The organism is Cupriavidus sp. HMR-1, from assembly GCF_000319775.1.
In the GTDB taxonomy this organism is placed as follows: domain Bacteria; phylum Pseudomonadota; class Gammaproteobacteria; order Burkholderiales; family Burkholderiaceae; genus Cupriavidus; species Cupriavidus metallidurans.
In genome coordinates, this window is record NZ_ANKP01000080.1 from 1 (window position 1) to 15,315 (window position 15,315).

Consider the following 15,315-nt stretch of genomic DNA (forward strand, 5'->3'; position numbering starts at 1 on the left):
GAGCGCGATGCGGTGGCGCTGCTGGCCGGTGCGAATGCGGCACTGGCCGCCGCGCGCGAAGCCACTACCCGTGCCGAGGAACGGGCCGCGCAACGCGAAGCCGCCTTCGTGGACGCACTTGCCACTGCCGGATTCGCCGGAGCGGACGACTACCGCGCCGCATCCCTGGCTGACGATGCCACGCGCGTGCTCGACGACGCCGTGCGTGCGTTCGATGTCGATCTGGCTCGCGCCGCGGAATGGCGCCAACGCACGGCGGAAATCGGTCAGGCGCTACAGACGCCGGACATGCCTGCGCTTCTGGCGGCACGCGATGCGGCGGCTGTGCAGCTTGAAGCGGCGATCCGGCAGCGCAGCGAACTGGCCGCGGTGCGCGATGCGCTGTTGCAGTGCAAGGGCCTGCTCGACTCGCTGGCCGCCGAAGGACGCGACGTCGAGACGCGCTACGCCGTGCTCGGCCGCCTGTCGGAAGTGGCGAACGGCAATAATCCGCGCCGCATGACGTTCCAGCGTTTCGTGCTGGCCACGTTGCTCGATGAGGTGCTGGAAGCCGCGTCGCTACGGCTGCTGCGCATGAGCCGGGGCCGCTACGCGCTGCAACGTGTGCGAGAGCTGGGCGATCAGCGCGTGGCTGGTGGCCTCGACCTCGAAGTGTTCGATCACGATACCGGCGGCACGCGCCCGGCCAATACGCTGTCGGGCGGCGAAGGCTTCCTGGCATCGCTGTCGCTGGCGCTGGGTCTGGCCGATGTGGTGCAGTCGCGCGCGGGTGGCATCCAGCTCGATACGCTGTTCGTTGACGAAGGCTTCGGCACGCTCGATCCGGAAAGTCTCGACTTCGCGATTCGCACGCTGCTCGATCTTCAGCAGGCCGGACGGCTGGTCGGCATCATCTCGCACGTAACCGAACTGCGTGAGCGGATCGACGTGCGGCTCGAGGTCCGGCCCGGCGTGGCGGGCAGTCAGGCCGTGTTGCGCCTGCCCTGAGCCGGGGTCCCGGGCCCCGGGTCCTCGGCGCCGGAGCGCGCGGTGGAAGGCGCGCGAGCGCAATTCCACGCGCGCGCCACTTGGGAGATACCCCAAATCGCGACGCGGACGCCACGTGCCTAGAATATTCGGCGAGCACTTAATAAAACGCAGTTCCGCCTATCGGAACTTCGAGGGAGGGGAGGCTGCGACGAATCCGTCTGGCCTTTTTCCTTCCTGCTCGATCCCATAACGAATATTCGGAGGTGTCGTGCGTTTCCATCGTCGTCCTGAAGCTGTTCGCGCCCTGGTGGCCGCGGTGCTCGTGACCTGCGCCGCAGGGGCCATTGCCCAGAGCCTGCCCGCCAGCAAGGCGCCCCCCGCCACGCTCACGCCTGACCAGCAGCGCTTTCACGATATCTACAAGGAACTGGTCGAAATCAACACGACGCATTCGGCCGGGGACAGTACCCGGGCGGCGCGCGCGATGGAGAAGCGACTGGTGGAGGCGGGCTTTTCTGCGTCGGATATCCAGGTGTTCGAGCCGTTTCCGCGCAAGGGCAATCTGGTGATGCGCTTCAAGGGCACCGGCGCCAGGCAGCCGGTTCTGCTGCTGGCGCATATCGACGTCGTGGAGGCCAAGCGCGAGGACTGGAAGACCGACCCCTTCCAGCTTCAGGAGACCAACGGCTACTTCACCGCGCGTGGCTCCATCGACGACAAGGCGATGGCGTCGGCGTTCGTGTCGGTGCTGGGACAGTTGAAGCAGGAAGGCTTCAAGCCGTCGCGCGACATCATCCTGGCGCTCACGTCCGACGAGGAACGCGGCGACGTGCCCAGCAATGGCGCCGACTGGCTGGTGAAGAACAAGCCTGAACTGCTGAAGGCCGAGTTCGGCATCAACGAGGGCGGCGGCGGCGAGCTGCGCGACGGCAAGCCGGTGCTGCACCGCGTTCAGGTGGCCGAGAAGATGTACACGACCTACGAACTGGAAGTGCGCGACGTGGGTGGGCATAGCTCGGTGCCGACCAAGTCCAATCCTGTGTACGCGATGTCCGAGGCGCTGAGCCGCCTGGGTGCGTACCAGTTCCCGGTCAAGATGGCCGACGTGACGCAGACCTACTTCGCGCGCAGCGCTCCGCTGGCGAAGGGGCAACTCGCCGAGGACATGCGCGAGGTCGGGACGGGCCGTCCGAGCCAGGCGGCGATCGACCGGCTGTCGGCCATTCCGTTCTACAACGCGCAGCTTCGTACCACCTGCGTGGCGACCATGGTCAATGCCGGGCACGCCGAGAACGCGTTGCCGCAATCGGCCAAGGCCATCGTCAACTGTCGCATCCTGCCGCATGACGATCCGGCCGACATCGACCGCCAGCTCAAGTCGGCAATCGGTAACGACAAGATCAGCGTGCGATACATCAACAAGCCGCTGGCCAGCCCGGCCTCTCCGCTAGACGGCGCGCTGATGAAGGAAGTCGATGCGCTGACCAAGCAGATGTGGGATGTGCCGGTGATTCCGGCCATGAGCACGGGCGCAACCGACAGCCGCTTCATGCGCAATGCCGGTATCCGGATGTACGGTGTTTCCGGCCTGTTCACCGAACCGTCGGACATGCGCGCGCATGGTCTGGACGAGCGCATCGAGATTGCGCGCCTGTACGATGGCCGTGAGTTTCTCTACCGTCTGGTGAAGCGGTTGTCGGAATAATTTAGTAAAACTGCGATTCCGCAAGGCATCGGCGGGCGTTGCGCACTACCATGCGTGGTAGCTGTGCATCGCCCGCCGTACCTTTGGTTCAAGCCGGTTTCAGCCCGCCTCTGGTCGTGTATGACGCTGCCAGCCGGGCTGGCCGATTATCGCCCGAGACGTGGCCCCCTGCCTTGACCCTGTTTTGGCGACAGGTGTAACCTTTGTTCATTCTGCGAATTGGAGTTCGTATAGCGAACTTCATGGGAATCCGGTGAACAAAGCAGGAAGTTTCTGACGTTCGCTGGTATTCGCAGCAAGCATCTGCATGAAGCCGCAGCAAGATGGCTGACAAAACAACTGCAAGATTGTTGGACTGTCCTTGACGGACCACCGCGCACGGAGCGCGGGGACATCAGACAGGACGCCCGTCCAGCCACTGCCGGAGACAGCTTTGCGTGCCGCGCCCCTTTGCGGCCGGTCCCGGTATGCGCGCCGGACCCTTCCATACTGGAACGCAAGTGATCAACAAGCTATATGACTCGGTGGAATCGGCAATGGCCGACATCCACGATGGCGCCACGATCCTGATTGGCGGTTTCGGCCTGGCCGGCATGCCGGCGGAGCTGATCGACGCGCTGATCGCCCAGGGCGCGCGCGACCTGACCATCGTCAACAACAACGCCGGCAATGGCGACACGGGCCTGGCAGCGCTGCTCAAGGCCAAGCGTGTCCGCAAGATCATTTGCTCGTTCCCGCGCCAAGCGGACTCCTACGTATTCGACTCGCTGTTCCACGCCGGTGAAATCGAACTGGAACTCGTGCCCCAGGGCAACCTGGCCGAGCGCATCCGCGCGGCCGGCGCCGGCATCGGTGGTTTCTTCACGCGCACGGCCTACGGCACGCCGCTGGCCGAAGGCAAGGAAACGCGCATCATCGACGGCCAGGGCTATGTCTTCGAAAAGCCGATCCACGCTGACTTCGCGCTGATCAAGGCCGAGACCGCCGACCGCTGGGGCAATCTGGTCTATCGCAAGACCGCCCGCAACTTCGGCCCGATCATGGCCATGGCTGCCAAGTGCCCGATCGTGCAGGTCAGCAACGTAGTGGAACTGGGCGAGCTGGACCCCGAGCACATCATCACGCCGGGTCTGTTCGTCAAGCGCGTGGTCAAGGTTGCAAGCGCCGCCAAGCCGGCCAGCGCGGCCTGATCCGAATCGAGCGAAGAAGGAGAAACACATGCAACGCCTGACCCGCGACCAAATGGCCGCCCGCGTGGCCAAAGACATTCCGGACGGTGCCGTGGTGAACCTCGGCATCGGCCTGCCCACCCTGGTCGGCAATCAACTGCCGGCCGACCGTGAAATCCTGCTGCACAGCGAGAACGGCCTGCTCGGCATGGGCCCCGCTCCCGCGCCGGGTGAGGAAGACGGCGACCTGATCAACGCTGGCAAGCAGCCGGTGACGATCAAGCCGGGTGGCTCGTATTTCCACCACGCCGATTCGTTCGCGATGATGCGTGGCGGCCACCTCGACTTCTGCGTGCTGGGGGCGTTCCAGGTCTCGGAGAAGGGTGACCTGGCCAACTGGCATACCGGCGCGCCGGGCGCCATCCCCGCCGTCGGCGGTGCGATGGACCTGGCCATCGGCGCCAAGCAGGTGTTCGTGATGATGGAGCACCTGACCAAGCAGGGCGAAAGCAAGATCGTGTCCCAGTGCACCTATCCGCTGACCGGCATCGGCTGCGTCACGCGTGTCTACACGGACCTGGCCACGATCGATGTGACGCCGGACGGCCTGGTTGCCCGCGATCTCGTGGACGGCCTGTCGTTCGACGAACTGCAACGCCTGACCGGCGTGCCTCTCAAGCAGGCCGTAGCCGCCTGACCCACCACCAAGACGAGCGAGACAGAACATGAGCGAAGCATTCATCGTTGACGCCATCCGTACCCCCATCGGCCGTTACGCCGGCAGCCTGTCCGGCGTGCGCGCGGACGACCTGGGCGCCGTGCCCCTGAAGGCCCTGATGGCCCGTAACGCCAGCGTGGACTGGTCGGCGATCGACGACGTGATCTTTGGCAACGCCAACCAGGCCGGCGAAGACAACCGCAACGTGGCGCGCATGTCGGCCCTGCTGGCTGGCCTGCCGGACGCCGTTCCCGGCGCGACGATCAACCGCCTGTGCGGTTCGGGCATGGACGCCACCGGCACCGCCGCCCGCGCCATCAAGGCTGGTGAAGCCAACCTGATGATTTCCGGCGGCGTGGAAAGCATGAGCCGCGCCCCGTTCGTCATGGGCAAGGCCACCTCGGCCTTCTCGCGTGACGCGCAGATCTTCGACACGACCATCGGCTGGCGTTTCATCAACCCGGCGATGCGCGCCGCCTACGGCGTGGACTCGATGCCCGAGACCGCCGAGAACGTGGCGACCGACTACAAGATCGGCCGTGAAGACCAGGATCTGATGGCGCTGCGCAGCCAGGAGAAGGCATCGCGCGCGCAGGCCGACGGCACGCTGGCGCAGGAAATCACCCCGGTGACGATTCCGCAGAAGAAGGGCGACGCCATCGTGGTCGACCGCGACGAACATCCGCGTGCCACGAGCATGGAAGCGCTGGCCAAGCTGCGCGGCGTGGTGCGTCCGGACGGCACGGTGACCGCCGGTAACGCTTCGGGCGTGAACGACGGCGCGTGCGCGCTGCTGCTGGCCAGCGAAGCGGGCCTGAAGCAGCACGGTCTGAAGCCGCGCGCCCGCATCGTTGGCATGGCAACGGCTGGCGTGGCACCGCGCGTGATGGGTATCGGCCCGGCACCGGCCACGCAGAAGCTGATGAAGCAACTGGGTATGACGCTGGACCAGATCGACGTGATCGAACTGAACGAAGCGTTCGCCGCGCAAGGCCTGGCCGTGCTGCGTCAACTGGGCATCGCCGACGATGACAAGCGCGTGAACCCGAACGGCGGCGCCATCGCACTGGGCCACCCGCTCGGCATGAGCGGCGCGCGTCTGGTGACGACCGCGATGTACCAACTGGAGCGCACTGGTGGCCGCTTCGCGCTGTGCACGATGTGCATCGGCGTGGGCCAGGGCATCGCCATGGTGATCGAGCGCGTTTGATGGCTTGATGCATCACCACTGGCCGATGCCAGTGGTGATGCGCTCCCTTCTCCCGCGCAAGTGGGAGAAGGGAGTTACCGAAGCAGAACCGTAGAAGTTTCAGTTTCCCTTGCTTCCCGTCGTTAATTCATGCGGGAAGTTTCAGTGGTGTCTCTTCCCCAACGAGGTAGAGCATCGCGGCCAGGCCGACGGGCTCGCCGGCTTCGCCGCATTTTTTCTGATTTGACCGGCCGCTTGCGTGCCGGTGCGGAGTACCGAGATGTCCCTTCCTGTTGCCACCCTGGTCACTGGCGCCAGTTCCGGAATCGGCCGAGCCATTGCGGAAATGCTGCTCGCCGATGGTGTGACGCGTGTCATCAACGTCGACTATGCAGCGCCGACGTGGTCGCACCCGAACATGACCTTCTTCCAGGCTGACCTGACCAATGCCGATGCCACGCGCGCGGTGGCGGAGCAGGTGACGTCTCAGTTCGCCGTGACGCGGCTCGTCAACAATGCCGGCGCCACGCGCCCCGGCACGGCTGACACGGCCACGGCGGAAGATCTCGATTACGTCGTGGGCCTGACCCTGCAGGCCACGATGCTGCTGACACAGGCCTGCCTGCCCGCGATGCGCGCGGCGGGGTTTGGCCGCATTGTCAACATGGCCTCGCGCGCGGCGCTGGGCAAGCCCGAACGCGTGGTGTATTCCGCGGCCAAGGCTGGGCTGGTTGGCATGACCCGAACGCTGGCGATGGAGCTGGGCGGCGACGGCATCACCGTCAACGCCGTGGCACCGGGTCCCATCGCCACCGAGCTGTTCCGCCGGAGCAATCCGGAGGGCAGCGAACAGACACGGCGCATTCTGGCAAGCATCGCCGTGAAACGCATGGGAACGCCGGAAGACGTGGCGCGTGCCTCGCTGTTCTTCCTTGCACCCGAGAATGGTTTCGTGACGGGACAGGTCCTGTACGTCTGCGGCGGAACCACGCTGGGTGTGGCACCCGTATAAGAAAGTGCCCGCCCCCCAGGCACGGGGCGGAATAGCGGTTCAAAGCATTACGTCCGCGGTAAGCCAGTTGGCTAGCGGACGTGCATCACTCCTGGAGCACAAGATGAGTATCACCAAGCAAACGTCGAAGGCGCGCAGACGCCTGCTGGCCGTAGGCGTGGCACTGGCAACTGGTTTTGCCGCCATGACCGGCGCCCAAGCGCAGGGCACCTATCCGACCAAGCCGATCACCATGATCGTGCCGTTCTCGGCAGGTGGCACCACCGATATCCTGGCCCGCATCGTCGGCCTGCAACTGGGCAAGGCGCTCGGTCAGCCCGTCGTGATCGACAACCGTCCGGGCGCGGGCGGCAACATCGGCGCATCGCTGGCCGCGAAGGCGCCGGGCGATGGCTACACGCTGTTCATGGGCACCATCGGCACGCATTCGATCAACCAGTCGCTGTACTCGAAGCTGCCGTACGACCCGGTCAAGGACTTCGCGCCGATCACGCGCGTGGCCATGGTGCCGAACATCGTCGTGGTGAACCCGAAGGTGCCGGTCAACAACATCAAGGAACTGATCGCCTACGTGAAGGCCAACCCGGACAAGCTGTCGTATGGCTCGTCGGGCAGCGGCTCGTCGATGCACCTGTCGGGCGAACTGTTCAACTCGATGACGGGCCTGCATATCCAGCACATCCCGTACAAGGGTAGCGCTCCGGCCGTGAACGACCTGCTGGGCAACCAGATCGGCCTGATGTTCGACAACATGCCGTCGTCGTACCCGCACGTGAAGGCCGGCAAGCTGCGCGCCATCGCCGTGACCTCGGCCAAGCGCTCGCCGGCACTGCCGAACGTGCCGACCGTGGCCGAGTCGGGCGTGCCCGGCTATGAAGCCACGTCGTGGTTCGCGCTGTACGCCACGGGTGGCACGCCGCAGGCCGTCGTCGATCGCCTGAACGCCGAAGTGGTGAAGATCCTTGCCATGCCGGAAGTGAAGAAGCAGATGGCCGAGCAGGGTGCCGAACCGCATCCGGAAAAGCCGGCTGAACTGGCTGCCTTCATGAAGTCCGAGGCCGCCAAGTGGGCCAAGGTGGTGAAGGCTTCTGGCGCGACCGTGGACTGATCTCCCGGATCGACCCAGGTCGCCGAAGACCGGCCAGCAGGCATCACGCCTGCTGGCCGGTTTTTTTTGGTGGGAATCCTCTTCAGAAAAGAAAAGCCCGCGACGTTCGTCGCGGGCTGAATCCCAGGTCCTTGGCGGACAGGAGGAGACAATCGACAGACTTGCGGTGGCTGCAATCTCACCGCAGTAAAGGCATCAGGTGAGGCTGTACTTGACGACCTGTTCTTCCACACCCACGAAGCGCACCAGTTGCCGCAGGCCGCTGGCGTATTCCTTGATGTGGTGGCCCTCCGGGGTATCGGGGAGCCGGTAATAGAACGGCGCCGTTCCGGCGCGCGCGCGGGCGACAGGCTTCGTCGCCTCGGCTGCGGCTGTGCCGGCGGTCGCATCCGGTCTTGCGTTCATGGACAACTCCCGGGTAGCGCATGGCGCGGAACGTTGGGCCGGTAGAGGGGCACGCGCATGCGGGGTGGCAATGTCTGGAATGTATTGCAGATTATCGGGAAATGCCATTTCGATTTTTTTACATCAGTATCGTAATAATTGACTAAATTGTCATGAATGCGAGTTTTTGTGCCGTCACTTGCACATGGCGGGTTTCGCCGCGCATCTCAGTGGATATCGGCATGACGTGACGTGACTTGCGCGTTACCATAGCGCCACCTGACCATTTCACTGAACTTGGTCAGCATCATCCATGCCAGCGATCGCGTCGCACCTATCGGCCGAATGTCCACCCAACACGCTCTCCTGATATCCCTGATCGAAAAGCCATCCTCGGGCTACGATCTCGCGCGCCGGTTCGACAAGTCGATCGGTTATTTCTGGCACGCCACTCACCAGCAGATCTATCGGGAGCTGGGGCGGATGGCCGAATTGGGCTGGATTGCCTCGGACGAGCCGGAAGTCACCGTCGACGGCGACGGGGCGGAGAAGAAAGGCCGCAAGAAGGTCTACCGGGTGTTGCCCGCCGGGCACGACGAACTGGTGCGATGGGTGCTTGCGCCCGGTCAGGGGCTGGACCAGCGCGAGGAGATTTTGGTCAAGCTGCGTGCCGATGCCGCGATCGGGCCGCTCGGCCTGGACAAGGAAATGGGGCGACTGATTGCACTGCACGAGGCGCGGCTGGAAACATACCGGGGGATCGAGTGCAAGGATTTCTCCGGCACGCTCGACCGCCGGCAGCAGATCCAGTACGCATTGCTCCAGCGCGGCATCCAGTTTCAGGAAAACTGGCTTGCATGGGGCAGGTCGCTGCTGCCGCTGCTCACTGGCACGGCCAGTGGCAGCAAGGACTGACGACGGGCGCCGTCAGTCTTCAGGCTTCAAACTTCAGGCCAGATCCACGGCACGTGCCGCGCCGGCCGGCGCGGCCAAGCCCAGACGGCGGCGTGCGAGCGCGTACTCTTCCACGAAGCGGCGCACCAGCTCGGCGGCCGGCACCACGCGCTTGATGGCGCCGACACCTTGGCCAGCGCCCCAGATGTCCTTCCAGGCTTTGGCGCTGCCCGATCCGAAATTCATCTTCGACGCATCTGAAGTCGGCAGCGCTGCCGGGTCCAGACCCGCGCGGACGATGCTCTCGCGCAGGTAGTTGCCGTGCACGCCCGTGAACAGGTTCGAGTAGACGATATCGTCGGCGGAGCTGTCGACGATCATCTGCTTGTACGCATCCTGAGCATTGGCTTCGAGCGTGGCGATGAAAGCCGAGCCGATATAGCCCAGATCGGCGCCGGCAGCCTGAGCGGCCAGCACGGCATCGCCGCTGGCAATCGCGCCCGACAGCAGCAGCGGACCGTCGAACCATTCGCGGATCTCATGCAGCAGCGCGAACGGCGACAGCGTGCCGGCGTGGCCGCCCGCGCCCGCCGCCACGGCGATCAGCCCGTCGGCGCCCTTCTCGATGGCCTTGCGTGCGAACGTGTTGTTGATCACGTCGTGCAGCACGATGCCACCATAGGAGTGCACGGCCTCGTTGACTTCGACACGCGCGCCCAGCGAGGTGATGACGATGGGCACCTTGTAGCGCACGCACATTTCCAGGTCGTGCTCGAGCCGGTCATTGGACTTGTGCACGATCTGGTTGACCGCGAACGGCGCGGCCGGGCGGTCGGGGTGCTTGGCGTTGTGCTCGCCGAGTTCGGTGGTGATCCGGTCCAGCCATTCCTCCAGCTTTTCCGCCGGCCGCGCATTCAACGCGGGGAACGATCCGACCACGCCGGCCTTGCACTGGGCGATCACGAGATCGGGATTGGAAATGATGAACAGCGGCGAGCAGACAGCCGGTAGCGACAGGTTCTGCAGCAGGGCGGGAAGGGCCATGACGGATCTCTCGTTCAGCGGTTGAGGTGAATTTATGCAACTGGTTGCATAGTGAGTGCCAAGGTATCACGCGATGACTCCCCTGTGCAACTGGCGGAGGGCTACGATCGCGGGATCCAGTGGCCCTTTGTCTACAATGAGAACGTTTCTTTGCATATTCAGAGCGGGAGAGCGTTGGCCATGACCCAGGCAAGTGCCGATTTCGTTACGGCGGACGGCGAAACGCCGGCCACCTCCGGCGATCTGTTCGATGCCGACCTCAACGCCTGGCGAAAGCACCCGGACCGCGCCTTCGACGGCTGGCTTGCGCGACACGGTTTTCGCCACGGCACCGCCGTGGTCTATCGGGCGATGTGGGGCAAGCTGCTGCGCTGGTCAGGTGAGCAAGGACTGACACCGCTGACGTGGTCGGCCGCACAGATTGGCGCGTTCCTGGACGCCCAGAATCTGCACAAGCGTCACCGCTACCGTTACGCGCGGCTGATCGAACGCGTTTTCCATCATCTGTCCCAGTTGCAGCAGAACCTGCACAACCCGGCCAGTCAGGCCGTCAAGTCGCACCTCGCCGAAGGCGAGAACGATCCGACCGCCTTTCTGTTACCTGGCGAGCGCGACCTGCTGGTGGCCCGCATTCTGGCCCCGGCGCCCGAGCCGGTTGCCGGGGCCACTCGCCCGGACAGCCAGGCCATCTCGCCAAAGCAATGGAAACGCGCCCGTGATGTCGCGCTTCTCGCAGTCCTGCTTGGTGGCGGACTCAAGGTGGCGGAGGCGCGGGCGCTGCGTGTGGAGGCGATCGAAGGCTTGGGTGGCGGCGCGATGGCGATCCGCATGGTCCGGACGGACAACGGGCGGGCGTACACCGTCCCCTTGTTCGGGTTTGTCCATGCGCCGCTGCGTCACTGGCTGGACGTTCGGGCGGCAGCGGAGACGTTAGGCGATCTCGTGTTCCCGGCCATGACCAACGGCCGTGCCATGCACGCGGCATCGGTGTATCGCCGTGTCGAGATCCTGCTGGAAGAGGCTGGCGTGCTGGCGGGCCGCAGCGAACGGGCGTCGCCCCAGACACTGCGGAATACCTGTGGTGCCATGCACTTCGATGCGGGAACGCCGCCGGCGGCGGTGGCCCAGTTGCTGGGGATGCGCGATATGGAGTCTGGCTGGCGGCTGCGGGCAGCCTATGAGGCGTGGCAGGCTCGCACCGGGCTTCCGGTCATGGGCAGGCCCCTTTCGCGCCCGAACGGTGGAAGCGGCGCATGATACATATCGCAGCCGTAATGACGCACGGTTATGATGGCAGCCCACTCGGTGAGCGAGCGACGTGAATCCAATCCAGATCCTTGAAGATTTCCATGGCTGAGACCCTATTGCTGACCGGCGCGACCGGATATATCGCCTCCCACACATGGGTGGCGTTGCATGAAGCAGGCTACAACGTGATCGGGCTCGATAATCTCTGCAATAGCAGCGCCGAGGTCGTGAACCGGCTGGCGAAGATTACCGGCACAACACCGCATTTTGTGGAAGGCGACGTGCGCGACCGCGCACTGCTGGACCGCCTGTTCGCCGAGCACAAGATCAACGGCGCCATCCATTTTGCCGCCCTGAAAGCGGTGGGGGAGTCGGTCAGCAAACCGCTTGAGTATTACGGAAACAACCTTGAGGGTTTGATCACATTGTGCTCGGCGATGCAGTCGGCGGGTGTCAGGCAATTGGTGTTCAGTTCCTCGGCCACGGTGTACGGCAATCCCCATGCGATGCCGATTCTCGAGAATTTCCCGCTATCGGCCACCAATCCGTACGGCCAGACCAAACTGATGGGGGAGCAGATCCTGCGTGATCTGGAAATTTCCGATCCGGAATGGAAAATCGCCTTCCTGCGTTATTTCAATCCGGTAGGCGCACATGAGAGCGGAACGATTGGCGAGGATCCGGGCGGCATTCCGAACAATCTGATGCCCTATGTGGCGCAGGTGGCCGCCGGGCGGCGCGAAAAGCTGAGTGTGTATGGCGGTGACTACCCGACGCCCGATGGCACCGGGGTGCGGGACTATATCCACGTCTGCGATCTGGCCGATGGCCATGTGGCAGCGCTGGCGTACCTAGGCAAGAACCCGCGCGGCATGACCGTGAATCTTGGCACGGGCCGTGGATACAGTGTTCTGGAAGTTGTGAAAGCCTACGAACGGGCCAGTGGGCGGCCGATACCCTACGAAATCGTCGCGCGCCGGCCCGGCGATATCGCGGCATGCTATGCCGATCCGGGTCTTGCCCGTACGCTGCTTGGCTGGAGCGCCCGCCACGACCTCGACCGCATGTGCGAGGACTCCTGGCGCTGGCAGTCGTTGAACCCGGTGGGGTTCGCGGCTTAGCGGCGCTATCAAGATGATTCTGGCGTCGTTGCGCGGCCTTGCCGTACGACTTGTACTGTCTGCGGCCGCGCGTCTAGCCAGAACCGCTTCGCTTCATCTTGATATCACCTCTTAGCGGCGACTGCCCTGATGGACGCGCGGCAAAAAAGAAACCGGGCATAGCGCCCGGTTTCTTTTTATCTGCCGATCGGCTGGATTGCTCAGCGGATCAGGAAATCTTCCATCGACTTGCCATTGGCCAGCGCCTGAGTCAGCCAGCCCGGGCGCTTGCCGCGGCCCGTCCAGGTATTGCCGGCGCTGTCACGGTAACGAACCGGCACCTTGCGGCTGACGGCCTTCTTGCCGGCCACCGCCTTGCCACCAAATCCGAGGTCTTCGGCGGTCAGGCCATATTGGTCGATTTTCTCGCGAATATCGGCGATCACCGAGGCTTGCTCGCGTGCCTTGATCTCTTCGGCCTGCTTCTGCAGTTCGCTGATTTTCTGAACGATTTCCTGATAGGTCGCCATTTGTATCCTCGGGTTTTAGTGTTGGTCCGTGAATTGACGAAGGGAATTATAACGGCGTATTTCGCCGCTGCAAATCCCCTGACTTTGATTTCGGAGAAATCTGCAAAAAGTCCCAAATTAGAATAATCCCTGAACTTTCGGGTTGGCATGTGGTCCGCGCGATGATCTCCGGCGGCGCCAGCCCAAGCCACATGCCACACTAAAACCCGTGAATCTACGGTGCTCAGGGCAGTGCTCCATTCAATAGTGGCGATATTGCCGGGTGATCGCGCATGGACAGGGAATTCAGCGGGCACTGAATCAGGCGCGCCGCGAGTTTTTACATTTATCAAATGAAAGCTATTTGAAAGTAAGTGCCGAAGGTGCCACGAGATAATTCTGATTGATCTCACGTGGCGTAACCGGCATTTTGTCAACGTTGGGGCCGACGCCTCAAGGAAGCTCACGGGATGGCCGTTATCGAAGCCTGAGCGGGGCGACGCGCGGTATCGCTCCGCCGGGACCGGAGCAGGGGTGTCTTCGGGTTATCCCCCCAATGATCAGCACATCATGTCTTTCCACCAGAATATCCAGATCAAGACCCTTCTACGGGGCGCAATGGCCTTGCTTACGGCGAACCTCCTGCTGGTCGGCGGCGCCGGTCTGCTAGGTATTTCCCAATCCAACGGCGCCCTCAAGGAGACGTACTCCAACCAGTTGGCGTCGTCACAGGCGCTGTCCGAGGCGATGCTCGGCACCACCCGCCTGCGCCTGGCGCTCGATCGCGGTGTGATGCGGGGGAGCGAGAACGATGACCTGAAGAAACACGTCGACCGCGCCAATGTCTTCATCGAGTCATCCGACAAGGGTTGGAAGACCTATATGTCGCTGCCTCAGAACGACGATGAGAAGGCGCTGGCCGGCGAACTGGCGGCCAAGCGGCAGGCGTTCTTCGAGACCGGCGTCAAGCCGCTTGAGCAGGCCATGGTGGCCGGCAACCATGACGAGGCGCTGCGTCTGGCGCGCGATGTGCTGCCAGACCTGCAGCGCGGCATGTCCGCCGCGCACGAGAAGCTCGAGAAATTCCAGTTCGATACCGGCAAGGCCAACTTCGAAGGCGCGCAGTCGCGCTATGAGACGACTCGCGCGATGTCGCTGGCGCTGATCGCGCTCGGCATCCTGGTTGCGGTATTCGCTACCGTGATGCTTCACCGCGCCATCGTCCGCCCGGTACAGGAAGCGCTCGACGTGTTCGAGCGCATGACGCGCGGCGACCTGACATCGCGTATCTCCAGCATGTCGAAGAACGAGATCGGTCGCATGATGCAGGCGCTGGCCACCATGCAGGAGAGCATCGCGGGCATCGTCGCCGAAGTTCGCGGCGGCACCGATTCGATGGCGTCGGCTACGCAGCAGATCTCCGCTGGCAACACGGATCTGTCGCAGCGTACCGAGGAACAGGCCGCATCGCTCGAGCAGACCGCGGCCAGCATGGAAGAACTGACCACCGTCGTGCGACAGAACGCCGACAATGCGCGCCAGGCAGGCGCCCTGGCCGGCGAGGCTTCGGAAATCGCCATGAAGGGTGGCGACGTGGTCGGCCGTGTGGTGGACACCATGAACGAGATCAACGGCGCCTCGCGCAAGGTGGTCGACATCATTGGCGTGATCGAGGGCATCGCATTCCAGACCAATATCCTGGCGCTGAATGCGGCGGTGGAAGCCGCGCGCGCCGGCGAGCAGGGACGCGGCTTCGCGGTCGTGGCCGGAGAGGTGCGCAGCCTCGCGCAGCGCAGCGCCAATGCCGCGAAGGAGATCGAGTCGTTGATCAACGAATCCGGCCAGCGCGTGGAAAGCGGCACCCGGCTTGTTGCCGAAGCGGGCCAGACCATGGGCGAGATCGTACATGCCGTGCGCCGCGTGACGGACATCATGAACGAAATCAGCGCCGCGTCGCAGGAGCAGACCACCGGCATCGAGCAGGTCAACCAGGCCGTGGCGCAGATGGACCAGGTCACGCAGCAGAACGCGGCCCTGGTGGAAGAAGCGGCGGCAGCGGCTGGCGCGCTGGAAGAACAGGCACAGAAGCTCAAGGGCGTGGTGTCGGTGTTCACGCTGGCTGCCGATGGCGGCAACGCGCGCGCCAATGCCGGTGCCCAACGTGCCATGCATTCGCTCGCGACGTCGCCGGTAACCGCACCGGTAACCGCACCGGCAATGGCACGCAGCGCCGAACGCGCGTCGCCGCCCGCGATGCTCCCGGCCA

The 15,315-nt window shown here is 64.0% G+C and carries 14 protein-coding genes; 11 read left to right on the plus strand and 3 right to left on the minus strand.

Annotation, left to right across the window (positions count from 1 at the left end; genetic code table 11):
• The 7 genes from D769_RS11930 to D769_RS11960 all read left to right on the plus strand — a co-directional run.
• Nucleotides 1-987: SbcC/MukB-like Walker B domain-containing protein (locus tag D769_RS11930; protein ID WP_008645345.1), on the plus strand; the 987-nt coding region annotated here is incomplete at its 5' end.
• Between the two features lie 250 nt (nt 988-1,237).
• Nucleotides 1,238-2,674, plus strand: a complete 1,437-nt coding sequence (locus D769_RS11935; RefSeq protein WP_008645346.1) for a M20/M25/M40 family metallo-hydrolase — start codon at nt 1,238-1,240, stop codon at nt 2,672-2,674.
• Nucleotides 2,675-3,174: 500 nt separating this feature from the next.
• Nucleotides 3,175-3,864 carry a 3-oxoacid CoA-transferase subunit A gene (locus D769_RS11940; protein ID WP_008645347.1) on the plus strand — a complete coding sequence of 230 codons (690 nt, stop codon included), beginning with the start codon at nt 3,175-3,177 and terminating at the stop codon, nt 3,862-3,864.
• 28 nt (nt 3,865-3,892) lie between these two features.
• On the plus strand, nt 3,893-4,540 hold the full coding sequence (locus D769_RS11945) for a 3-oxoacid CoA-transferase subunit B (RefSeq protein WP_008645348.1): 648 nt from the start codon (nt 3,893-3,895) through the stop codon (nt 4,538-4,540).
• Between the two features lie 28 nt (nt 4,541-4,568).
• The gene (gene pcaF / locus D769_RS11950; protein WP_008645349.1) at nt 4,569-5,771 is read left to right on the plus strand and encodes a 3-oxoadipyl-CoA thiolase; all 1,203 of its coding nucleotides are present in this window, start codon (nt 4,569-4,571) and stop codon (nt 5,769-5,771) included.
• Between the two features lie 259 nt (nt 5,772-6,030).
• On the plus strand, nt 6,031-6,762 hold the full coding sequence (locus tag D769_RS11955; protein ID WP_008645350.1) for an SDR family oxidoreductase: 732 nt from the start codon (nt 6,031-6,033) through the stop codon (nt 6,760-6,762).
• A gap of 103 nt (nt 6,763-6,865) precedes the next feature.
• The gene (locus tag D769_RS11960) at nt 6,866-7,870 is read left to right on the plus strand and encodes a tripartite tricarboxylate transporter substrate binding protein (protein ID WP_008645351.1); all 1,005 of its coding nucleotides are present in this window, start codon (nt 6,866-6,868) and stop codon (nt 7,868-7,870) included.
• Nucleotides 7,871-8,065: 195 nt separating this feature from the next.
• Here D769_RS11960 and D769_RS11965 read toward each other — a convergent pair whose 3' ends face one another.
• Nucleotides 8,066-8,275 (minus strand): hypothetical protein, encoded by a 210-nt coding sequence (locus D769_RS11965; RefSeq protein WP_008645352.1) that lies wholly within the window; start codon nt 8,273-8,275, stop codon nt 8,066-8,068.
• Nucleotides 8,276-8,599: 324 nt separating this feature from the next.
• Between D769_RS11965 and D769_RS11970 the strand changes: the two genes are divergently transcribed.
• On the plus strand, nt 8,600-9,169 hold the full coding sequence (locus D769_RS11970; RefSeq protein ID WP_008645354.1) for a PadR family transcriptional regulator: 570 nt from the start codon (nt 8,600-8,602) through the stop codon (nt 9,167-9,169).
• 33 nt (nt 9,170-9,202) lie between these two features.
• Here D769_RS11970 and D769_RS11975 read toward each other — a convergent pair whose 3' ends face one another.
• Complete coding sequence (locus D769_RS11975; RefSeq protein ID WP_008645355.1) at nt 9,203-10,192, minus strand: nitronate monooxygenase family protein; 990 nt, start codon at nt 10,190-10,192, stop codon at nt 9,203-9,205.
• Between the two features lie 180 nt (nt 10,193-10,372).
• Between D769_RS11975 and D769_RS11980 the strand changes: the two genes are divergently transcribed.
• Nucleotides 10,373-11,449 carry a tyrosine-type recombinase/integrase gene (locus D769_RS11980; RefSeq protein ID WP_008645356.1) on the plus strand — a complete coding sequence of 359 codons (1,077 nt, stop codon included), beginning with the start codon at nt 10,373-10,375 and terminating at the stop codon, nt 11,447-11,449.
• Between the two features lie 92 nt (nt 11,450-11,541).
• Nucleotides 11,542-12,561 (plus strand): UDP-glucose 4-epimerase GalE, encoded by a 1,020-nt coding sequence (gene galE, locus D769_RS11985; RefSeq protein ID WP_008645357.1) that lies wholly within the window; start codon nt 11,542-11,544, stop codon nt 12,559-12,561.
• A gap of 200 nt (nt 12,562-12,761) precedes the next feature.
• Here galE and D769_RS11990 read toward each other — a convergent pair whose 3' ends face one another.
• Nucleotides 12,762-13,070, minus strand: a complete 309-nt coding sequence (locus D769_RS11990; protein WP_008645358.1) for an H-NS histone family protein — start codon at nt 13,068-13,070, stop codon at nt 12,762-12,764.
• A 549-nt stretch (nt 13,071-13,619) separates the two neighbouring features.
• Here D769_RS11990 and D769_RS11995 point away from each other — a divergent pair.
• A partial coding sequence (locus tag D769_RS11995; protein WP_008645361.1) for a methyl-accepting chemotaxis protein occupies nt 13,620-15,315 on the plus strand: 1,696 nt, incomplete at its 3' end.